Raw genomic sequence first — 22,401 nt, 5'->3', positions numbered from 1 at the left:
GCCGGGATGATGACAAGATTAAATGATTGTAAGCGTGCTATGTGTATTAAAGTTAGAGTAATCTAAATTTAATATTAGATTTGTCTTTTTTTATAATTAGATTTACAGAATAATTATAAAATATGTCAACACGATTACTTCTTATTTTCGGCTTTGTCCTCAGTTTGGTTACCTTAATGGTGGCCTGTCAGAAGATTATGCCATCGGCACCTGCCGAAGACGAACTGCTCGATGGACCAGTAGAGGGATTAACCTACGAGCAAAGCCAGCGTTTTTTACTAGGCGATGTGGCATTCAATGATGAAATATTTACACCAGAAAAAGGACTTGGGCCAGTGTTTGTAGCCACTAGCTGTGGTAGTTGTCATGCTGGCGATGGTAAAGGACATCCTTTCACCACCCTTACCCGTTTTGGTCAGGTTGATGAAACCGGAAACAAATTTCTACATCAGGGAGGTCCCCAATTACAGAACAGGGCAATACCAGGGTATAAGCCAGAGCAAATACCTGCAGGTGCTACTTTTTCCAAATTTACTCCGCCGGCAAATACCGGATTGGGTTTCTTTGAACTTGTTTCTGATGCTGATATTTTGGCAATGGCCGATCCTAATGACGAAGACAATGACGGGATTTCGGGTGTGCCTAACTACAGTCACTTAGCAGCATATGTTGTCCCACCTGCTAATGCTATCCCTAAAGACGGAAAATATATTCATCGCTTTGGTAAAAAAGGCGCAGCCTATAACTTGTTACACCAAACAGTTAATGCATACAATCAGGATATAGGTATAACCTCTAGTTACGATCCTATTGATGTTTATACGCATCTGGCAATTGATCCTGAGATCTCCACGCAAACAGTAAACGATGTGGTATTTTACCTGCAAACGCTCAAAGCACCTATTCAGCGGAATCAAAATGACCCGGCTGTTCAAAGAGGGAGTCTAATCTTCAATCAAATCAACTGCGCTGGATGCCATAAGCCAACCTTAAAAACAGGGCCTTCACCAGTTGTAGCTTTATCAAATACTGAATTTCATCCATATACCGATTTGCTTTTGCATGATATGGGGCCGGGGCTTGATGATGGATACACAGAAGGATCAGCAAAAACTTTCGAATGGCGCACACCTCCACTGTGGGGCTTAGGTCTTTCAATAAATTCACAAGGTGGACAGTACCACTTATTACATGATGGAAGAGCAAAAAGCATTGAAGAAGCTATACAGATGCATGGTGGCGAGGCTACAGCATCCAGAGATAAATTTGCAAAGCTTTCAGCTAACGACAAAAATGACCTCATTAAATTCTTAAAATCACTATAACCATGCAAAGAAAAGATTTTATAAAAACATGTGGTTTTGCCTGCTTAGGAGGTATAGGAATTTCTACACTTTTAGAAGGCTGTGCAACTGCTAAAATATCAACAGGAGCAATAGCCGGTGATGATCTGGTTGTGCCATTAGCTGATTTTGAAGTGAAGCAGGGCAAGAAAAAACAATTCAAGAGATATGTTGTCATCAACAACGATCAACTAAAATATCCAATATGTGTGTATCGCTTTAATGAAAGCACTTTTACAGCCTTGTGGTTGGAGTGTACGCATTTGGGAGCAGAACTGCAGGTATTTGGTGATAAACTCCAATGCCCAGCTCACGGTAGTGAATTCGACAATAAGGGCGTGATGCAACATGGCCCTGCAGATGCGAATCTGCGCACTTTTCCAATAATTGTTGAACAGGATCAACTAAAAATTTCCCTAAAAGCGGTATGAAAAAACTAGTTACTATATTAACCCTCATTCTCATCACTGGTTTTTCTGTGCGGGCTCAGATTGATCCTAAACTTTTGAAAAGCCCTGTAAGAGATACTACAAAACAAATCTTAAATATGGATGCTGTTTATGAGCGTCCCTTTATAACTGTCGGAAAATTACCTGTCTCCGTTGGTGGCTATATGGAAGCAAACTGGCAATACCAGGGAACAGATGGAGTTTCTGATGGACACCAGTTTCAATTCAGAAGGATGACCTTGTTTGTGGCTTCAACCATTAGCAAACGCATCAAATTCTTATCAGAAATAGAATTTGAACCTGCCGAGAAAGAAATAGCCATAGAATTTGCAGCCCTAGATCTGGAGCTACATCCCATGCTGAACTTAAGAGGGGGGATGATCATGAATCCAATAGGTGCATTTAATCAAAATCACGACGGCCCTAAATGGGAGTTTACCGATCGTCCAATTGCTATGACCCAAATGTTGCCTGCAACATGGAGCAATGCTGGATTTGGTATCTACGGGAAATATTACAATACTGATTGGATGTTTGGATACGAGCTTTATGCATCAAGCGGATTTGATAATTCAATTATCGCCAATGGCGAAAACAAAACCTTCTTGCCGGCTGCTAAGGAAAACGCAGAGCGGTTTGAGGAAATGGCAAGTGGCGAACCTCTGCTGACCGGTAAAGTGGCTGTCAGACACAATAAGATAGGTGAAATTGGGCTCTCTTATATGGGGGGAGCCTATAATAAATGGCGAAACGATGGGATTGTTGTAGATGATAAAAGAAGATTGGATGTATTCGCAATCGATTTTAATACGACCTTGCCAAGACTCAATACTTTTATTACTGCAGAATGGGCCTGGATAAAAGTAGATGTTCCGACAACCTATTCGCAGCAATTTGGCAACAAACAGCAAGGTGGCTTTGCAGATATTGTACAGCCGGTATTAAAAAGGAATATGCTTGGTTGGCAAAATGCAACCTTAAGCCTTGCATGCCGATTAGAATATGTTGATTGGAACATTGGGAAATTTAGAGAAACCGGAGGAAATATAGGCGATGAATTGTGGAGTATAATGCCTGGCGTTAGCTTTAGGCCACGACCTCAAACAGTATTGAGGTTTAGCTACAGGGCGCAGTGGCAAAAGGATCTTTTGGGTAATCCCCCAGCCAGAACTTCAGCATTGCAATTCGGCTTGTCTACTTATTTTTAACTAAAGCATACTTAACTAAAAATGCCCTGTAGGAAACTCTACAGGGCATTTTTTATAAAAGTTTAATTACTAATCCTTATTTCTTTTGCTGAGAAAGGAAAGTTACAAGCGAAGCAAGTTCCTCATATGATAATGAGTTAGCTAAACCTGCAGGCATCATAGATGAATCCATTTCTTTACGAGATAAAATATCACTTGCTTTAATAGTGAAAACTTCACCGGCAACATTACGCATTACAACCTTAACAGCTGTTTCTTCAGTAATAAAGCCCATGTAAGTTTTATCTCCTTTAGCAGAGATCATCACAGTAGCAAAACCTTGCGAAATTGATGCATTTGGTTTAAGGATAGATTCAGCAATTTGCTCACGATTCATAATTGAACCGATTTGTCCCATAAATGGACCTTTCATTTTTTCACCTTTGCTAATGCTATGGCAAGCAATACATCCCTGACGGGTAAATAATGCTTTACCTTTAACCGCGTCACCATCTAAACTATTGATGGCCAATAAAACATCCTCGATAGATGATTTACCAACCTGACCTTTTTGATTCTTGATTTTTTCAAGATCTACTTTAGGCTCTTCAACAGTTGCAACTTTGTCTTCAACACCAAATGCAGCAATATCCATGCGGTTACGCTCATCTAAGTCAGTAAAGAATTTTTTGCCATTAGCATCTGCTTTTTCCCACTCTCCTTTTAAGAAATTTTCAATAGCAGGAGAAGCTACCCAAACAACGCCTTTGTAGTATGGGCCATGAGAATCCGGTCTTGTTCCCCACCACCATGAAGCATCATAAACATCCTCTTTTTTATAAAGACGAGCTAGAGTAATTAGAATCTGTTTCTTTAATTTATCATCAGAAGATTTCTGATAAGCATTAATTAAGCCATCAACAGCTTTCTGATCGTGCATGTAACGTAAAGTCCATAATGCAATAGTTGAGTTTTCGCCATTAATAGCGGCAACAGTAGCATCAACAGCTTTAAGATTTATTAATGCCTGAACAGCTAAATGAGGTAACACGATAGCCGAGTTAGGCGTAGCATGTGGACCTTCAACATCTTTAGCCGGTTGTACAAATGATGCAGGAACTTTAGTCTGCAATAGGGCAGAAGCCGTTTCTGTATGACCTAAACGACCTAAACCAATAACTGAAATTGCCTGAACACGTGGCGAAGCATCCTTAAGACCAGCTAAGAAAGGTTCAGTTGGAACATTTTGTAAGTTATTTTTACGATCAGCAAGTGCTTTTAAAGCAAATTCTCTGACGCTATCTTCTTTAACAAAGGCTAACAAAGCAGGAATTCCATCCACTCCTGCAGCTTGTGCGTAAGTGAAAATACCTGCAACACGTACTTCCAAAGGAAGTTTTTTGTCAGACGCAACTTTTAAAGCAGCAGCGGTAGCTTGTTTGCTAGCACGTGCAATTAACTCTTGCGAAGCACTTAAACGACCTACAGCACTTCCAGATTTAAGCAATTCTGTTAATTGTTTAACTGAAGCTTTTGCCACATTTGGAAATGCTTTATAAGTAAAGTTGTTAGGCACGGCACGAACTACATAACCTTTGCTTGGGCTACCAGAATAACCAGCGCCATCCCATGCAGCAAGATAAAGACGGCCAGAACCATCAACATCTAAATCTGTAATTTGAGGAAGTTTAATAAACTCTTCTTCTTTTTGAGTGAAAGTAGGGCCATCAGCTGTAACTCTGTGGATATACAACATACTTCTTCCCCAGTCAGCCATCATTGGTACATTGTTGTATTTTTCAGGCCAGTTTGGCTCGCTCATATATAATGCGCCAGTACCAGAACCACCACCAACATCTACAAGAGCTGGTAATATCTCATCAGTAAAGTGTTGAAACAATACAGGATATCCGTATTCTCCAGATTGGATATGGTGCGAGAAGCGCACATTCCAGCCACCACCATCATTCGTGTTTTCTCTAGTGAAAACATTCATGTAAGGGTCAATAGCAACATCGTAAACATTACGAGTTCCATGAGTATATACCTCCATTTCAGTTCCATCAGGACGAACGCGAACAATACCACCACCTAGCATGGTCATTTTTTTACCAGAACGATCTACTGCATCATGGAAACCAAAATCCCCAACAGCGATATAAATCCATCCGTCGATACCCATTCTAATTCCATTAGTAGCGTGGTCAGTTCCACGTTCCTGAATGTATTTAGCATTACTTATGTGCTCGATAAGAGGTTTAGCAGGGCCATCGGCCTTACCATCACCATCTTTGTCTTCAAAAACTACCAGGTCCATACCTGTAGCCTTACCTGTTTCTTTAGAGAAGGTAGTGTGTAATACAAAAACCTTATCGCCTTGAGCAATAATACCACGAGGGTTATCAACCATAGCAAATTCTATATGCTGGTCCATTTTACCATCATTGTCCTTATCAATCAATTTAAGGATGCGACCTTTATTAGGATCTTTACCTAAAGATCCAATCATATCAACGCCAACAAAAACTTCGCCGCTTGCTGCAACGGCTAAGCAAGCCGGACTGGGCGTAACATCAGGCCCCGCAAATGGAGTGATTGTTAATTCAGGTGGATCAAAAGAAGTAGTTTTAGGTTCGCCAAAAAAGCTTTTTAATCCCAGGAACAATACCAGAGAATAAATAAGACTTAAAGAAAATTTAATCATTTGTGTATTCTATTAGGTGTTTACTATAAGTGTGTTATTGTTTAGCTACTCTTTTTTCTGCCATTAGTTTTTGAACTACCTCTTGTAGCTTAGCAGGGTTTTTGGCATATTTTTCTAAGTTGATGATTTCAACTTTTCTGAAATCTACCGGATGGCTTTCGCTTTGTAACGAGATAGAACCGCCTGTTAAAAGCTGACCTTCTGCAGCACCACCAACAGGATCTAATTGAGGTCTGTTGTAACGCAATACCTCTTCTCCATTAACGTAGTGTACAATTAGTGAGTCACCAAGGGCAAGTACTTCAACACGTACCCATTGTTCGCCATTAAAAGTTTTAGAGTTAGATTCGATGCAGTGCGTTTTAATCACTTTACCATCTTTTACAAACTGAGTACCTGGGGTACAAAGGTTTGCAGTTGAACGCTCGCCATTACCTGCGCCGCCTAACAACTGAACTTCGATAGAATTAGGGAAATCCTGATCTTTTTTCATCGTTTTGGGATCCTGACCATGAATCATGATACCACTATTGCGGTATGCCCATCCTGGTCCACCTTTTACCTGATCACCTGTAAAACGATATTCTACTCCAATCAGATAATACGAGTAAGGTTTTTTGTAAAACAAGTGACCGTACTGCTCATCAAAGTCGGTGTACTTGTCGTATCTAACCTGAATATTTCCGTCTTTAACACTAAAAGTGTTCCCGAAATTATCATTTAGATCATGCTTTCTAATCTTAACATCCCAACCATTTAGGTCTTTTCCATCGAAAAGTTGTTCCCATTTTGGGCTGGGTGATGGCTGTTTAACTGAACAGCCTAAGAAAACAAGGGGTAAACTCAGGGTAATCGCCACCCTGATCATTGAAGAAATGAAGTTTTGTTTCATTATTGTGGTTTATGTGTAGGTTTTTCAGCGTAAACTTATGAATAATCTTTTTTACGCAGGGATATTTTGTTATTTCCGCTTATACTTTTGTTAATTTTTATAATGTTTTTAAGAATAGAGGCGTCAATATCTTGATTATGTTACAATTGTGATGTTGCAGCCCCTTTCTTTTTTTTATACTTTGGTCCTCTTAACCGAATCAAACCTACCGTGCGAATTAACCTCTTTTTAGTTGCTTGTTTCTTCTGTTTATCTCTTTCAGCTCAAAAAAAGAACGATGCTTATCAATTAAAAATCAACAAAGCTTCATCAACCATCAAAATAGACGGTGCTATAGATGAACAAGCATGGCAAGATGCAGATGTAGCATCTGATTTCTATATGATTTTGCCAATGGATACCAGCTATGCAAAAGTGCGTACCGATGTGCGGATGACCTACGATCAACAAAACCTTTACTTATCAGTAGTAAACTATAATGGTGCACCCGGATCTTATATGGTGGAATCTCTGCGTCGTGACTTTTCCTTTCTTAAGAATGACAATTTTATCATGTTCATGGATCCTTTCGACGATCAAACCAATGGTTTCGCCTTTGGTGCCAATGCCGCCGGAGCACAATGGGATGGTCTGATGTACGATGGAGGAAAGGTAGATCTGAGTTGGGACAATAAATGGCATTCTGTAGTAAAAAACTATCCGGATAAATGGGTTTTCGAAGCTGTAATCCCTTTTAAAAGTATCAGATATAAGAAAGGTATAACCAAATGGGGAATAAACTTTGGCCGGAACGATCTAAAAACCACCGAGAAAAGTAGCTGGGCACCAGTGCCAAGACAGTTTCCGTCAGCTTCTTTAGCCTATACCGGCACATTGGTGTGGGATATGCCTCCGCCAGATCCAGGTACTACTGTTTCTTTAATTCCCTATGCACTTGGTGGTGTTATTAAGGATTTTCAGGCCGATAAGCCAGCAACATGGCGTAAAGATGTAGGGCTTGATGCAAAGGTGGCTATTACCTCTTCCCTAAATCTCGACCTTACTGTAAACCCCGATTTTTCGCAGGTTGATGTTGATAAACAAGTAACCAACTTAGATAGATTTGAGTTGTTTTATCCTGAAAGAAGGCAGTTTTTCCTGGAAAACGGAGATCAGTTTACCAATTTCGGATATTCGGGCATTCGCCCATTCTTTTCCAGAAGAATAGGATTAGGAGTGCCCATTAAATTTGGAGCACGCTTAAGTGGTAAATTAAATAAGGACTGGAGATTGGGTGTAATGAGTATGCAAACAGAAAAGCAGGGCTCAACGGCTTTACCTGCTCAGAACTTTACGGTGGCGGCATTGCAGCGTCGTGTGTTTGCCCGTTCTAATGTTGGCTTTTTATTGATCAACAAGGAATCTTTAAACTATAATCCAGGTGATTTGACACCTGGTACAGCCACTTACTCCAAGTACAATAGAAACTTCGGGATGGAATATAATCTTGCTTCGGCAAATAACTTCTGGACCGGAAAGGCAATGGTACTTAAATCGTTTAGCCCCGGAAAAACTGGCCGTGATTGGACACACGCTGCTAATTTACAATACACAAGCGGTAAATGGAATATTAGTTGGCAGCATGAATATGTGGGGCGTAATTATACTGCCGAGGTAGGTTATGTGCCACGTCAGGGTTATATAAAAATGGCACCTCAAGTTACGCGTCTTTTCTTCCCTAAAAAAGGACCAGTGCTGAGCCATGGTCCCCAAATTTCATCAACCAATTTCTTTGATGAGAATATGCATCGCACCGACAATGAACTATTGGGTTCTTATGGCGTGGTATTTAGAAGTAGAAATACACTTACTGTATGGGGATCTGGTACTTATATTAAATTGTTGCAGCCATTTGATCCTGTAAGTACAAAGATAGATACGCTGGTAGCCGGAAGTGAACATAACTGGAGTACTGTTGGGGTCGATTATGCTTCTAAACCTTCGAGCCTATTCACTTATACCTTAAACGCTCGCTATGGCGGATACTATGCCGATGGTAAGCGATTAACCTTAGGTGGTGAATTTGGCTATCGTTTTCAACCTTATGTTAGTATTGCCCTCAGTGCAAATTATAATAAGCTGGATATGCCAAAACCATGGGGGTATAACGACTTTTGGTTGGTAGGGCCGAGGTTGGATGTGACCATGACAAATACATTGTTTCTTACCGGCTTTGTACAATACAATGAACAAATGAAGAATATGAACGTGAATACCAGGTTCCAATGGAGGTATCGCCCTGCATCTGACTTATTTATTGTTTATACTGATAACTATTTGCCAGAACCTTTTGCTGTGAAAAACAGGGCTTTAGTCGTGAAATTAGTGTATTGGCTAAATATTTAGCAAATCTTCATCAAATCTTCATAATTGGTGAGTACGTTTGTGATGAGAGCGTTAATTTAAATGACCTGCAGCATTAATTTGTTGCGGGTTGTTTTATGCCTTGTCAGTAGTGATTTCATAAAACAACTTATAACGGTTGTTTGTTAGACTTAAGCAAATCTCATCGAGATGTTTCAGACAGATCACCCCCTCAAACTCCCTTTTTGGAGGGAGACAGCCATTATTGTAATGACTTGTGCACTGTTTTGTCTCTCTTGTACAGTTAAACGTAGTTTTAATTCAATTCCACCAGTTAAGCTAAATAAGGTAGCCTCTCCCGTTATTAAACAAATAGATAGGATAGATGTAGCTACTGAGTTTAAAAAGATTTTTGAGGCTCGACATCTTGCTTTCAGCTATCCGGATCTGATAGACTCTTTTTATAAAAGCAACAACTATCAGCCTGTTCTTGTCCCCAGGTTTATGCCAGAGCATCAATTGCAAACCTTAGAGGATTACCTGATAAATGCTAATCTCCATGGAATAGCGCCAGAAGTTTTCTCAATAAGCCGTGTAAAAGATTTGCTAGGTAGTTATAGTGATAAAAAATCGCGGGTAAAAGAACGAGAGGTTTATCGGAATACTATGGAGTTGGAATTGCTAGTGGCAGATGTAATGATAAAGTATAGTATAGCCATGCAGTTTGGTCTTGTAGACCCGGCAAGGGTTTACTCAAATTACAGCACACCAACATTGAGACCTGATAGTATGAGTATTATGCAGGTCTTAGAAGTAAAGGATATTAAAACTTATTTGGATAGTGTACAGCCAAAAGAGCCTGATTACATCGCTTTGCAAAAGGCACTTAAAGCAGAAAGTGGAGTAGAAAATGATACCATGTATCGTGTGCTGGTAGTAAATCTGGAACGATTAAGGTGGAAAAACAAACCTGCAGCCCAGAAGTATGTAGTGGTAAATATTCCGGAGTTTACATTGAATGTAATAGATAGTGGGAAATCGGTGCTTAGTATGAAGGTTTGTGTGGGAGAACCAGTAGAGAATAAGCAAACTCCGCAATTGGCTAGCATGATTTATAGTGTACAGATCAATCCGGTTTGGAATATCCCGCAGAGTATTGCCAGCAACGAGATTATTAATTATGCTAAAAGGAACAGGTACTATTTTGCCAATAACGATATCAATGTGTATAAAAATGGCAAGCAGGTTTATGACCCTGAATCGATAGATTGGAAAACTGAAGAAACAGGTGCTTATTCTTTTAAACAGCAACCTGGCGAGCAGAATCCTTTGGGCAGGATTAAGTTTTTATTTAATAATGAGAGCAGTGTTTATCTGCATGATACTCCTGTGCAATCGCCCTTTAAGCAAGATGTAAGGGCGGTAAGTCATGGATGTGTGCGCGTGGAACAGCCTTTGAACCTAGCTTATGCGTTATTTGGTAAAGGTGATAAGTTTGATCAGATAAAGAAAGGAATGGCTAATGGTTATCCGAAAGCAAAATATATCGGACTGGCTGTTAAAATACCTGTTTGGATTAACTACTGTACAGCCAAGGTTGATGAAAAAGGGAAGGTCCGTGTTTTTAAGGATATCTATAGTTTGGATGATGCTTTGTATAGGAAGATATCTTTTCCGTTTTCTCAGCTTTATTAGTGCTTCTGTAATTTCTTTGTGAGAATGACATAGATTTTAGTCTTATTTTTGCCATAAATTCATTTACCCTTATTTTTTTTGATTTGCTAGGGGCATCTTTGCCACCAATTATAATACACAAATCATTTTTTCGGGTAAGGCTCAGAAAATCTTATCAGTAGAAATAAAAACAGAAACAATAATAATGATTCAAAGGTTAGGTAAAATTCTCGTTTCAACCCGTACCACGGGTGTGATGTTGTTGCTTTATGCTTTTTCTATGGCTATGGCCACTTTTGTGGAAAATGACTATGGCACATCAGTCGCTAAAGCACTAATTTATGACTGTTGGTGGTTTGAATTGATTATGGTAATTCTGGTGTTGAACTTTATTGGGAACATTGGCAGGTACCAACTTTTGCAACGTAAGAAATGGCCTTTATTGGTATTCCACCTTGCATTTGTGCTCATTTTTATTGGTGGATATATCACCAGATACATAAGTTTTGAGGGGTCAATGCACATCCGAGAAGGCGAATCTAGTAAAGATATTATTTCTGATAAAACCTTTATTAAGGTGCAGATAGGTAAAGATGACGCGGCGCTTGCTTATGATGATGTGCCTGCTAATTTAACCTCTAACCGCATTCCGGTGTATTTAAAGCCTTTTAAAAAGACGTTTACCTCTGAGTACGATTACAATGGAGAGCGTGTTAAGTTAAAGGTTGTCGATTTTTATGCAAGAGCACAGGATTCATTAGTTCGGGGAACTACTGGTAAGCCAACCTTACACCTTGTTGTACTTGAAAATGGTAAACGTGTAAATAAATATATTCCTACAGGTGGTGTGCAGTTGATGCAGAACATGTTGGTTTCTTTTAACAAAGAAACTCCGGGAGCAATTAATATATCAGATGCAAGTGGTGCGCTTCAGATTTCTTCTCCATACGAGGGTAATTATATGATTATGGCTACACAGGAAAGAAAACCTGTTGTTGGTAATAATGTTGTTCAGCCTTTCAATTTAAGAAGTTTGTATACTTATGGAGGACTAGCATTTGTTGTTCCTGAGCCTGCAATACCGGGTCGTATTATGTATTTTGAGGGAGATAAGAGAACTCATGAGCATGATTTAGATTTGGTGAAAGTACAAATCACTACACCAACTGCTGTTGATACGGTTTCGTTTTACGGCGGAAAAGGGATGACGAATTTCCAGCATCAAAGCGAAGTTGGTGGTTTAAGGATTTCCATGGCTTATGGATCTAAGATATATAAAGCGCCATTTGAACTTAAATTGGTAGATTTTAAGATGGAGAAATATCCGGGTAGTAATAGTCCGGCCTCTTACTCTTCTGATGTAATGATTATGGATGGAGCTAATGAAACACCGTATAAAATATTTATGAACCATGTGTTGGATCATTCGGGCTATCGCTTTTTTCAGGCAAGTTTTGATGAGGATGAAAAAGGTACTATTTTGTCTGTAAACCATGATTCGTTGGGTACAAACGTTACTTATGTTGGTTATATTTTACTTTTCTTAGGCATGTTTGTTACGCTATTCTGGAAAGGGACTCATTTCTCGAAATTAAATGAGCAGTTAAAAACGATCTCTAAATCGAAAACATTGTTGTTGTTGCTTTTCTTCCTGCCTGTTGGCGCAGCTTTTAGTCAGAAGATAGATATGCACGGTACTGATGGTACAACTACTCATGTTCATGAAAATGGTGAGGTTCACGACCATAATCACAATGTTGTACCAAGTGCGGCTAATGCTGTGATGCCGGGTGATAGTGGCGCATCTGAACACAAACATGAGCATAATGATACGCAACTGTTTTTGCCGACTAAAACTTTAGATCCGGTACAATTCGCTTCGTCTATTAAAATTGATGCGGCTCATGCTGATAAATTTGGCCATTTATTGGTGCAAAATATTGATGGTAGGATTGAGCCTGTTAATACGATGGCGCTTGAAATCCTTAGGAAATTACACCGTAAGGATCGTTTCCATACGTTAAACGCTAATCAGTTTTTCTTGTCTATTTCGACGATGCCTTTTAACTGGATCAACGTTCCGTTGATTAAGGTAAATACTAAAGGTGGTCCTGATTTACTTAAAACTGTGAATGCGAGTCCTGAAGGTTATACTTCGATGGTAAATCTGATAAAGATTAATCCTGATGGAACTGCTGAGTTTAGATTAAAGGACGCTTATGCAAAGGCATTTGCTAAGAAACCGGCTGAACAGAATAGTTATGATAAAGATGTGATTGATCTGAATGATAAGCTACAAGCTATGGAGCAATTGATTTATGGTCAGTATTTACGTGTTTCTCCAATTATTGGTGATGCGAATAATACCTGGATTGCTATGACGATCACTGATTTGGATAGTATTTCGGTTAAACCAAGTGCTATTAGTCGTTATGTTAGGTCTGTAAATGAAGCGCAAGTATCGGGTAACTGGTCTTCGGCTGATGCCGCGTTGAAAGATATTAGTGATGCACAACAAAAATATGGTAAGAGTGTAGTGCCTTCACAGTCGAAAATAGAATGGGAAATCAGTTATAATTCATGGAATATATTCCTGAATTTGATGATTACTTATGCCATTTTAGGGGTAGTGATACTTTCGCTTGCCTTTATGAAGCTGTTTAAGAATTCTAAATCGCTTGATACTCTGGTTAAAGTAGTTTTAATACTGATTGGCATTGCCGCAACTTTGCAGGCTGTTGGTTTGGGAGCGCGGTGGTACATTTCGGGGCATGAGCCTTGGAGTAATGGTTATGAAGCAGTATTGTTTATCAGTTGGATAGGTGTTTTATCTGGCCTGCTGATGTATAGAAACAGTAATGCGTTTATACCTGCTGCGGGGTGTTTAATTGCTGTGATTTTGATGGGTTTTGCGCATGGCGGTTCTCAGATGAATCCTCAGATTACTCCATTGGTTCCTGTGTTAAAGTCGTACTGGCTGATGATTCACGTAGCAATTATTACTTCTAGTTATGGTTTCTTTGGTTTAAGTGGATTGATTGGAACGGTGGTATTGATACTTTATGTGATTGATAACAATAAAATTGGTGCAAAGGTTAAGGCTTCGATAACTGAGCTAACAATTGTTAATGAAATGTCGTTAACGGTAGGTTTGTTTTTACTTACTGTAGGTACATTTTTAGGTGGTGTGTGGGCAAATGAGAGTTGGGGACGCTATTGGAGCTGGGATCCGAAAGAAACATGGGCGTTTATTTCAGTTATTGTTTATGCGTTTGTGTTGCACGTTCGTTTAATTCCAGGCTTAAGAAGTAAGTACTTGTTTAACTTGTTGTCACTTTTGGCCTTCTCTAGTATCATCATGACTTACTTTGGGGTGAATTACTACTTAACTGGTTTGCACTCGTATGCGCAGGGTGATCCTGTACCGATTCCTTCGTGGGTGTATGTTACACTGGCGGTAGTTTTTGCATTGGCATTTGTTTCTTATAAAAGGTATAAGGCCAGGAGTAAGAAGTAATCTCATATCTTTAAGTTATGAGTAAGATTTATTCAGTAGCGATATATCCTTTTGGAACTGTAATGGATGAGGTGAGGGCTTTGAAGGATGACCTGGCCTCCTTAATTGGTTGGTTTGGAAGTAGAAATTCAAAAGCCCATATCACAATTTGTGAATTTAATGCAGATTCTGAAAGGCAATTGGAGGTTGTTAAATCTCAACTACATAATATTTGCGATACTGAATCACCTTTGAACTTAACATTTGACCATCTAGGTGCATTTGAAAAAGGGGTAAATAGTGTAATTTGTTTATTGCCGGACAATGAATCGGAAACTATACTTAAGCCACTTATGAAGAGGATTCAGAAAGGACTGAAAGTTAAGTTGACTCATAGCAGTTCTAATCCTCATATAACAATAGGTAGAAAGCTGGATGCAGAAAAATTATCTGTGGCAAACACCTTTTTTATGTCCAAGGCAATAAATCTAAACTTTTGCGGCGACAGAATAGTTCTTCGCGTTCGTGAGGGTAATAGCCAGTTTGTCGTAATTGAAGAGTTTGTATTTCAAAGCAAGCCTAGCCAGCTTTCAGATGAGCAATTGTCATTGTTTTAGATATAATTTGGTAACATTCTCGTATATTAAGAGTCTGATTATTAAATTGTTTAATATGAAACTCCTATTCTCTTTCCTTATCGTTTTCAATTTGTTGTGTAGCGTTGCTTTTGCCCAGCAAACTCAGGAAAAATATATCAACGAAATAAAGTACCTGCTTTATTTACCTGAAAACTATAACAAAGACGATCAACAAAAATTTCCTATGGTATTGTTTTTACATGGAAGCGGTGAGCGTGGAGATGATGTAAACAAGGTGGCGGTAAATGGTTTGCCGAAGCTGATCGCCAATGGGGAACAGTTTCCTTTTATTGTGGTATCGCCACAAGTTCCAGAGGGAGAACGTTGGGAAAGCACGGATTTAATGCGCTTGATGAAGGACATTAAGAAGAAATATAGAATTGATGAGGATCGATTGTACTTAACCGGTTTGAGCATGGGCGGTTATGGTAGTTGGGATATGGCTATGAAATACCCTAATATGTTTGCTGCAGTTATACCGATTTGTGGGGGTGGGGATGTATCTAAAGTTTGGACCATTAGACATACACCAGTTTGGGTTTTTCATGGTGGCAAAGATAATATTGTTCCGCTAAAACAGAGTCAGGATATGGTTGATGCATTGAAGCCTATTAATCCGGAAGTTAAATTCACTATTTTTCCTGAGGATGGTCATGATAGTTGGACTTCAGCTTACAACACAGATAGTTTGTACACCTGGATGTCGGGCATCAAAAAGTTTAAATACAGCAAGGTTCGTGTAGATCAGAAAATATTGGATACTTATCAGGGTTCTTATTATAATGATCTCGCCAATGATACATTGAAGATTACCGTTACAACCGGAATAGTTACTATGATTAGGAAAAAAGGTGTGATTGAGCTTAAGCCTTATGCAAATGATAAGTTTTTTGTAAATGAAAATGATCCGGTGGATGTTGTGTTTTCCGGCAAAAATCGCAAAAGGGAGCTACTAATTAATGCTGACAGACAGTATTTCTATAAGAGGATTGGTGATTAAAATTTATAGGTATTATCAGTGATCATTACCTGTGCTATGTTAAAATTCCTTAAGATGATGTAAAAATCGCTGAATTTTCTTGTGCTTTATTTAGGTATTATTGAAGAACTTTTTACACTAAACCTGTATATCACAAAATGAAACCACACAAGAAACAAATTTATGCACTATTTATTTTCCTGCTATTTCAGCTTAGTCTGACTGCTCAGGTAAAAAAAACAGAGCAAGTCGTACAGGACTTAAAACTGTGGGATAATAAGCCTGCCAAAGATTGGATGACTGAAGCGTATCCGATAGGTAATGGCAGAATAGGCGGGATGGTTTTTGGAGGGGTTAGCCAAGAACACATTCAGTTTAATGACAATACCTTATGGTCAGGAGATGAAAACGACAGGGGAGCTTACCAAGCTTTCGGTGATATATTCATCGATTTTGAGGGTAGGGATTCGAGCTTTACCAATTATAAAAGGGAGCTTGATCTAAATACCGCCTTACATAAGGTTCACTATTCACAGGACAATATCAAATTTAACAGGGAGTATTTCTGCAGTTTTCCGAGCAAAGTAATGGTTCTTCGATATACTGCCGATAAAAAAAATGCTTACTCGGCTGTTATTGGACTTAAAGATGATCACGGCGCACAAGTTTCTGTTGATGGTACAACTTTAACGTTTACCGGACATCTTGGAAATGGTATGACCTATCAGGCGACTGCTTTAGTAAAAATAGAAAACGGATCGAGCACTGTGATTTCGGATAAAAACGGAAGTGCAAAGTTGAAGGTTAATAAGGCCGATGCTATTACCATAATCTTTACAGCTGCAACAAATTATAGCAATAAAAGGGAGTTAAACTGGAAAGGTGAGGAGCCTGGTATTAGGATCAAGCAGATCTTAAATCTAGTTGCTGCTAAGCCATATAAAACGTTGTTGGCTGATCATGTGAAAGATTACCAAAACTTATTTGGTAGGGTATCATTGAATTTAGGTGCAACAAACGCTGCTAACCGAAGTTTACCAACAGGAGCACGGGTTATCAATCATAATAAACAAGCAGATCCGGAATTAGAAGCGTTGTTGTTTCAGTACGGCAGATATTTGTTGATTGGTTCTTCGCGTAAAGGTGGGTTACCAGCCAACTTGCAAGGCTTGTGGAATAATAGTTCAAATCCGCCTTGGGGTAGCGACTACCATTCTAACATCAATATCCAAATGAATTACTGGCTTGCTGAGCCTACTAATCTTTCGGAATGTCATGTTCCATATCTGGATTACGTAAATAGCATACGTGAAGTTGCGAAATTACATACCAGGAAAGAATATGGTGATGTACGCGGATGGACAGTGAAAACAGAAAACAATGTTTTTGGAGGCGATAGTTTTTTATGGAATACTCCGGGTAGTGCATGGTATGCACAGGCGCTTTGGGAACATTACGATTTTACTAAAGATAAAAATTATCTAAAGACATTTGCTTATCCAATTTTAAAGGAGGTTTCTGAATTTTGGGATGATCATTTAAAGAGAAGACCAGATGGGACGATAGTGGCTCCAAATGGTTGGTCGCCAGAGCACGGCCCTAAAGAGGATGGTGTGTCGCATGATCAGCAGATTATTTACGACTTGTTTACCAATTATATTGAAGCAGCTGATATTTTAGGTATTGATGGAGATTATAAGGCTCATATTGCTGACTTGAAAAGCAAATTGCTAAAACCAAAAATTGGTAAGTGGGGACAGTTACAGGAATGGGAAACTGACCGTGATGACCCAACTGATAAACACAGACATGTTTCGCATCTTTATGCGCTGCATCCTGGAAAACAGATCAGTATTACTCAAACTCCTGAGCTTGCTAAGGCAGCTAAAGTAAGTTTGTTGGCAAGGGGCGATGAATCGACAGGATGGTCTATGGCTTGGAAAATGAACTTCTGGGCAAGGTTGCAGGATGGCAACCATGCTTATGTTATCCTTAATAATTTTATTAAGCTTGCTGGTGGATCTGGCACTGATTATAACGGAGGTGGTGGAATTTACAGCAACTTGCTTTGTGCACATCCTCCATTCCAAATTGATGGTAACTTTGGCTACACTGCAGGTGTTGCAGAGATGTTGTTGCAGAGTCAAACAGGAGAAATTCAATTGTTGCCTGCTTTACCTAATGCATGGGCAAATGGTGATGTTAAAGGTTTAAAGGCAAGAGGTAATTTTGAAATTGTTGATATGCAGTGGAAAAACGGAAAGATTGTTAAGTTGTCTGTGAAATCTTTATCTGGCGGAGATTGTAATCTTCGTGTACCTAATGCTTTGAAGTCTGTTTTTGCAGTGAAAAACAGCAAAGACGAAAATGGATATAAGTATGGCTTTAAAACTGTGGCGGGTAAAGTTTACAGTTTTGTAGGTCAGTAATGAATAAAGACAGGATAGTGCATGACACATATGTCGAATTAATTATGGATAATAGTGAGTTATTTGGGCTTTTCCCAAAAACTCACTATTAAGCCGGATATGAAATTATGTGTTAAAAAGTTGCTGCAGTTTTTTGCAGTATTTGCGCTCTTGTTTGTTTTTAATCTTACTGTTTTTGCTCAGAAATTAAGTGTTAATGACCTTAAGGTTGAGCATTTGGAAGATCCTTTAAGTATAGAAACCCTAAAACCGAGGTTTAGCTGGAAGATAAATTCGACAGTGAAAAATACTTTGCAATCTTCTTATGAGATTAGGGTTGGTGCAAGTAAAGCTTCTGTTAAGTCGGGTAAAGACTTAGTGTGGAAAGCTAATGTTGCTGGCGATCAGTCTGTATTGATCGATTATGCAGGAACTGAATTGCAATCTAAAAAACGATATTACTGGCAAGTTAGGATAAAGGACAATCATGGCAATACTTCGGCATGGTCTGAGCTCAGGATTTTTCAAACAGGTCTGGTAGATTCTGATTGGACTGCACAATGGATAACAGTATCTGGAAAGGATACTTCTAAGGTTAGTCCACTATTTAGAAAAGAGATTTCTTTAAAAAAAGAAGTTAAGTCGGCCACGGTTTATGTTACTGCTAAGGGCTTATATGAGGCTCAGATAAATGGTAAACGAATAAGTGATAGCTATTTTGCACCAGGATGGACTAGTTATAACAAACATCTTCAATATCAGGTATACGATGTAACTGCTTTTCTGAAAAAGGGTAGTAATGCAATAGGTATTACCTTGGGTGATGGATGGTATAAAGGGCATATTGGTTTTGCTGGTCAGCATAATTTTTATGGTGATACCAGAGCATTGCTTTTTCAGCTTGAAATAGAGTATGCGGACGGAAGTAAGGAAACTGTGCAGACAGATGATCAATGGAAATCATCTAATGGGCCGATTTTAGGTTCTGATATTTACAACGGCGAAACTTATGACGCAAGGTTTGAGAAAGAGGGTTGGGCATTGGCCGGCTACAAGGAAGACCAGACCTGGACTAGGGTAAGAACTTTAAGTAAAGGCAAGGAACAACTGGTGAGTATGAGTGGTCCTCCGGTTAAAAAGCATGAGCAGTTTAAAACTTTAAAGATAATTAAAACACCGAAAGGTGAAACAGTTGTTGATTTTGGACAAAATTTGGTGGGCTGGGTTCAGCTGAAAGCCAGAGGTGCCGCTGGAACAAAAATAACGCTTAGTCATGCTGAGGTATTGGATAAAGAAGGTAATTTTTATACTGTTAATTTAAGGTCGGCAAAACAGCAGAATAATTATATCCTTAAAGGCGCAGGTGAGGAAGTTTTTGAACCTCATTTTACGTTTCAAGGTTTTAGATATGTGAAGGTAGAAGGGTATCGGGGAGAATTGAAGGAAAGTGATCTTACTGCTATTGCTTTGTATTCTGATATGAAAACTACGGGTAAGTTCACGACTTCTAATCCGTTGTTGAATCAGTTACAGCATAACATTCAGTGGGGGCAAAAAGGAAACTTTGTTGATGTGCCTACGGATTGTCCGCAACGGGATGAACGCTTGGGTTGGACTGGTGATGCGCAGGCTTTTGCCGCCACTGCAGCATACAATATGGATGTTGCAGGCTTCTTTACCAAATGGCTTAAGGATGTAAAATTGGATCAGTTACCAAATGGTAGTGTTCCTTTTGTGGTTCCAAATGTTATTGGTGATGGTTCATCTGGCGCAGCTGGATGGGCTGATGTGGCAACCATCATTCCTTGGGATATGTATGTGGCGTATGGTGACAAAAGGATATTGGGAAGTCAATATGAAAGCATGGTGGGGTGGGTGAAGTTTATGACTTCAGCCTCTAAAGACAACCTTTGGAATACAGGTTTCCACTTTGGCGACTGGCTTTTTTACAGACCTGATGATGATGGCAGGGCTGCGGTGACTGATAAGTATATGATTGCTCAAACTTTTTATGCGCATTCTACCCAGTTGTTGATTAATGCTGCAAGGGTTTTGGGTAAAAAGGATGATGAAGTAAAATATACTTCACTTTTAGCGGATATTAAAGCTGCGTATGTAAAAGAATATATGACTCCTAATGGGAGGTTGATTTCGGGTACACAAACGGCTTATGTATTGGCTTTGCAATTTGATATGTTGCCTGAGAATTTAAGGCTAAATGCTGCCGGACGTTTGGTGCAGAATATCAGAGATTATGGTAATCATTTGACTACCGGGTTTCTTGGGACGCCTTATTTATGCCATGTGTTGAGCAAGTTCGGATTTGATAATGTTGCTTATGATCTTTTGATGCAGGAGACTTATCCTTCGTGGCTGTATCCTGTAAAGATGGGGGCTACAACAATTTGGGAGCGCTGGGATGGTATTAAGCCAAATGGTAGTTTCCAGACTCCGGATATGAACTCTTTTAACCATTATGCGTATGGTGCAATTGGTGATTGGATGTATAAAACTATTGCTGGTATTAATGCAGTAGCTGATCAGCCTGGGTATAAGTATATAGTTATTTCTCCAAAACCAGGAGGTAAAATTACGAATGCAGCTGCTGAATTAGAAACGGTTTATGGTATAGTGAAATCTGCGTGGACTCTGGAAAATGGTTTGTTGAAACTAGATGTTACCATACCAGCTAATACTAAAGCAAAAATCGTGTTACCAGGAAATACTCAAGAGATTGGTTCTGGTGTTTATCACTTTGAAAGTAAGATTTAAGTGGGGATTAAACAAAAAAGGGTCTGTATCATGATTAATGATACAGACCCTTTTTTGTTTAATTTGTTGTTATGTTATTTAACATCAAACCATAGTTTAGTAGTAAGTAGGTCTGCGCCTTGTCTGGCTACTGCGGTTTTGTAATTTGCACCATTAAGTGATTGCTCACGTCCTGGGTATATAAATCTTACTGGTAGCTTTCCACCTAATGTGCCGGCAACTGCTGGTGCAAGTTCAGGATAATCAAGTCTCCTCCACTCGGCAAAGGCTTCTAATCCCTGACCAAATAGAGCGATCCATTTCTGATCTCCAATAGATTTTTTGTAGTTAGTAGCATCGTATTTTACCGCTGGAAGATTCGTGTAAGTTGTGATGGCACCTTCTGTTATTCCGTATTGTCTTAATGACTCTTCTACAGCTTGTTTATAAAGTGCCGCCGCATTTTCAGTGCTAAAACCGCGCGCAGCTATTTCTGCACGATCAAATAATACTTCAGAATAGCTAATGATAACGGCAGGGGCGGATGGAGCAAGGAAATAAACACCTGGTTTAGATGTTTTGTTTAATCCAAGGCTATTGGCATCACTTGTAAGTAAACCATTGGGAACACCAACATAAGTTTCTGGTGTAGCATCTTGAGTTGGACTAGCAAATATTGGCAGGCGAGGATCGCTTAAGCTTTTCAGTTTATCTACTATTGTTTTGCTGATTCTATGGTCGTTACGTGTATCAAAGGTATTGCTGATCGGGTTTTGATTAGGAGAGGTTGAATATACCAATTGTGCTATTTCAGCATTGCTGCTAATGAAATCACCACCTTCAGCTTTAATTTCAGCAAGTACAGCTTTGGTTTTTTCTGGTTCACGATCTGCTATACGTAGGGCGATACGTAATCTTAGCGCATTTGCGAATTTCTTCCAACGATCAATCTTTCCTCCATAAATGATATCACCGGCAATCGCTTTACCGTCTAATTTTAAATCAGCTTGTGCCGATTTTAAGTCTTCAAGCAATCCGAAATAAACATCTTTTTGTGTATCATATTCTGGGGTTACATTTTGCTTGATCTGTATAGATTGAGAATAAGGGATGTCTCCGTAGGCATCAGTAAGTAAAAGGAATGTCCAAGATCTTAATACTTTAGCTACACCTTTGTAATTGGTGTTTTGCTGAGCATCAGCTACTGAAATTAGCTTGTTAAGATTGATGATGCCTTTTGTATAGCCCGTGTTCCATAAGTCCTGAAGATCAGTATTGGCAAAGATGTAACGATCGGCATCAGTGTACTGTATTTTTGACCATTGCTGGATAAATAACAGACTTGAGTTGATGTTGTTGGTACCCCAATATGCATCAGCAGTGTTTTTTATTGCACCGGTTAACAAATAATCAGGCAGTGGATTTTCTGCAGCATTAGGGTTTTTATTGATATCTGCCAGTTCATCTTTGCAAGAGGTGAAAGAGGTTGCTATGATTGCAGAAAATAGGATTGGAATATATTTGAATTTCATGATGT

Annotated in this window: 13 protein-coding genes; 10 read left to right on the top strand and 3 right to left on the bottom strand. The window is 39.2% G+C overall.

Annotated features, from left to right (window positions below):
- Nucleotides 1-122 precede the first annotated feature (122 nt).
- The 3 genes from J1905_RS20585 to J1905_RS20575 are packed head-to-tail and all read left to right on the top strand — an operon-like array spanning nucleotide 123 to nucleotide 3,000.
- Nucleotides 123-1,325 (top strand): di-heme oxidoredictase family protein, encoded by a 1,203-nt coding sequence (locus J1905_RS20585; RefSeq protein WP_214229108.1) that lies wholly within the window; start codon nucleotides 123-125, stop codon nucleotides 1,323-1,325.
- A gap of 2 nt (nucleotides 1,326-1,327) precedes the next feature.
- Nucleotides 1,328-1,774 carry a QcrA and Rieske domain-containing protein gene (locus J1905_RS20580; RefSeq protein ID WP_214229107.1) on the top strand — a complete coding sequence of 149 codons (447 nt, stop codon included), beginning with the start codon at nucleotides 1,328-1,330 and terminating at the stop codon, nucleotides 1,772-1,774.
- Complete coding sequence (locus J1905_RS20575; protein WP_214229106.1) at nucleotides 1,771-3,000, top strand: hypothetical protein; 1,230 nt, start codon at nucleotides 1,771-1,773, stop codon at nucleotides 2,998-3,000. Before J1905_RS20580 ends, J1905_RS20575 begins: the two co-directional genes overlap by 4 nt.
- 76 nt (nucleotides 3,001-3,076) lie before the next feature.
- Here the strand turns inward: J1905_RS20575 and J1905_RS20570 are convergent, their stop codons facing one another.
- The gene (locus J1905_RS20570) at nucleotides 3,077-5,683 is read right to left on the bottom strand and encodes a DUF7133 domain-containing protein (protein WP_214229105.1); all 2,607 of its coding nucleotides are present in this window, start codon (nucleotides 5,681-5,683) and stop codon (nucleotides 3,077-3,079) included.
- Nucleotides 5,684-5,717: 34 nt separating this feature from the next.
- Nucleotides 5,718-6,575 (bottom strand): 3-keto-disaccharide hydrolase, encoded by an 858-nt coding sequence (locus J1905_RS20565; RefSeq protein WP_214229104.1) that lies wholly within the window; start codon nucleotides 6,573-6,575, stop codon nucleotides 5,718-5,720.
- Nucleotides 6,576-6,785: 210 nt separating this feature from the next.
- On the opposite strand from J1905_RS20565, the gene J1905_RS20560 reads away from it, so the two are divergent.
- The 7 genes from J1905_RS20560 to J1905_RS20530 all read left to right on the top strand — a co-directional run bounded on the left by J1905_RS20560 (nucleotide 6,786) and on the right by J1905_RS20530 (nucleotide 20,885).
- Nucleotides 6,786-8,960, top strand: coding sequence for a DUF5916 domain-containing protein (locus J1905_RS20560; protein ID WP_214229103.1), 2,175 nt, complete (start codon nucleotides 6,786-6,788; stop codon nucleotides 8,958-8,960).
- 168 nt (nucleotides 8,961-9,128) lie between these two features.
- Entirely contained in the window at nucleotides 9,129-10,613 is a 1,485-nt protein-coding gene (locus J1905_RS20555) for a L,D-transpeptidase family protein (RefSeq protein ID WP_214229102.1), read from the top strand.
- 184 nt (nucleotides 10,614-10,797) lie between these two features.
- Entirely contained in the window at nucleotides 10,798-14,109 is a 3,312-nt protein-coding gene (locus J1905_RS20550) for a cytochrome c biogenesis protein (RefSeq protein WP_250318159.1), read from the top strand.
- A gap of 17 nt (nucleotides 14,110-14,126) precedes the next feature.
- The gene (locus J1905_RS20545; RefSeq protein WP_214229101.1) at nucleotides 14,127-14,705 is read left to right on the top strand and encodes a 2'-5' RNA ligase family protein; all 579 of its coding nucleotides are present in this window, start codon (nucleotides 14,127-14,129) and stop codon (nucleotides 14,703-14,705) included.
- Between the two features lie 55 nt (nucleotides 14,706-14,760).
- A complete protein-coding gene (locus tag J1905_RS20540; RefSeq protein WP_214229100.1) occupies nucleotides 14,761-15,726 on the top strand; it encodes a carboxylesterase family protein in 966 nt (321 codons plus the stop codon).
- A gap of 137 nt (nucleotides 15,727-15,863) precedes the next feature.
- A complete protein-coding gene (locus tag J1905_RS20535) occupies nucleotides 15,864-18,134 on the top strand; it encodes a glycoside hydrolase family 95 protein (RefSeq protein ID WP_214229099.1) in 2,271 nt (756 codons plus the stop codon).
- A 99-nt stretch (nucleotides 18,135-18,233) separates the two neighbouring features.
- A complete protein-coding gene (locus J1905_RS20530) occupies nucleotides 18,234-20,885 on the top strand; it encodes a family 78 glycoside hydrolase catalytic domain (protein ID WP_214229098.1) in 2,652 nt (883 codons plus the stop codon).
- 74 nt (nucleotides 20,886-20,959) lie between these two features.
- Here the strand turns inward: J1905_RS20530 and J1905_RS20525 are convergent, their stop codons facing one another.
- Complete coding sequence (locus J1905_RS20525) at nucleotides 20,960-22,396, bottom strand: SusD/RagB family nutrient-binding outer membrane lipoprotein (RefSeq protein WP_214229097.1); 1,437 nt, start codon at nucleotides 22,394-22,396, stop codon at nucleotides 20,960-20,962.
- Between the last annotated feature and the right edge of the window lie 5 nt (nucleotides 22,397-22,401).

Origin of the sequence: Pedobacter sp. B4-66 (genome assembly GCF_018492665.1) — a bacterium.
In the GTDB taxonomy this organism is placed as follows: Bacteria; Bacteroidota; Bacteroidia; order Sphingobacteriales; family Sphingobacteriaceae; genus Pedobacter.
Note: the sequence above shows the minus strand (reverse complement) of the source record. Positions and strands in the feature narration are given on the sequence as shown.

Excerpts from the sequence above, each read along its gene's own strand:
- J1905_RS20545 (WP_214229101.1), top strand. The coding sequence starts at position 14,127 with ATGAGTAAGATTTATTCAGTAGCGATATATCCTTTTGGAACTGTAATG.
- J1905_RS20575 (WP_214229106.1), top strand. The coding sequence starts at position 1,771 with ATGAAAAAACTAGTTACTATATTAACCCTCATTCTCATCACTGGTTTT.
- J1905_RS20555 (WP_214229102.1), top strand. The coding sequence starts at position 9,129 with ATGTTTCAGACAGATCACCCCCTCAAACTCCCTTTTTGGAGGGAGACA.
- J1905_RS20535 (WP_214229099.1), top strand. The coding sequence starts at position 15,864 with ATGAAACCACACAAGAAACAAATTTATGCACTATTTATTTTCCTGCTA.
- J1905_RS20525 (WP_214229097.1), bottom strand. The coding sequence starts at position 22,396 with ATGAAATTCAAATATATTCCAATCCTATTTTCTGCAATCATAGCAACC.
- J1905_RS20580 (WP_214229107.1), top strand. The coding sequence starts at position 1,328 with ATGCAAAGAAAAGATTTTATAAAAACATGTGGTTTTGCCTGCTTAGGA.
- J1905_RS20550 (WP_250318159.1), top strand. The coding sequence starts at position 10,798 with ATGATTCAAAGGTTAGGTAAAATTCTCGTTTCAACCCGTACCACGGGT.
- J1905_RS20585 (WP_214229108.1), top strand. The coding sequence starts at position 123 with ATGTCAACACGATTACTTCTTATTTTCGGCTTTGTCCTCAGTTTGGTT.
- J1905_RS20540 (WP_214229100.1), top strand. The coding sequence starts at position 14,761 with ATGAAACTCCTATTCTCTTTCCTTATCGTTTTCAATTTGTTGTGTAGC.
- J1905_RS20570 (WP_214229105.1), bottom strand. The coding sequence starts at position 5,683 with ATGATTAAATTTTCTTTAAGTCTTATTTATTCTCTGGTATTGTTCCTG.
- J1905_RS20530 (WP_214229098.1), top strand. The coding sequence starts at position 18,234 with ATGAAATTATGTGTTAAAAAGTTGCTGCAGTTTTTTGCAGTATTTGCG.
- J1905_RS20565 (WP_214229104.1), bottom strand. The coding sequence starts at position 6,575 with ATGAAACAAAACTTCATTTCTTCAATGATCAGGGTGGCGATTACCCTG.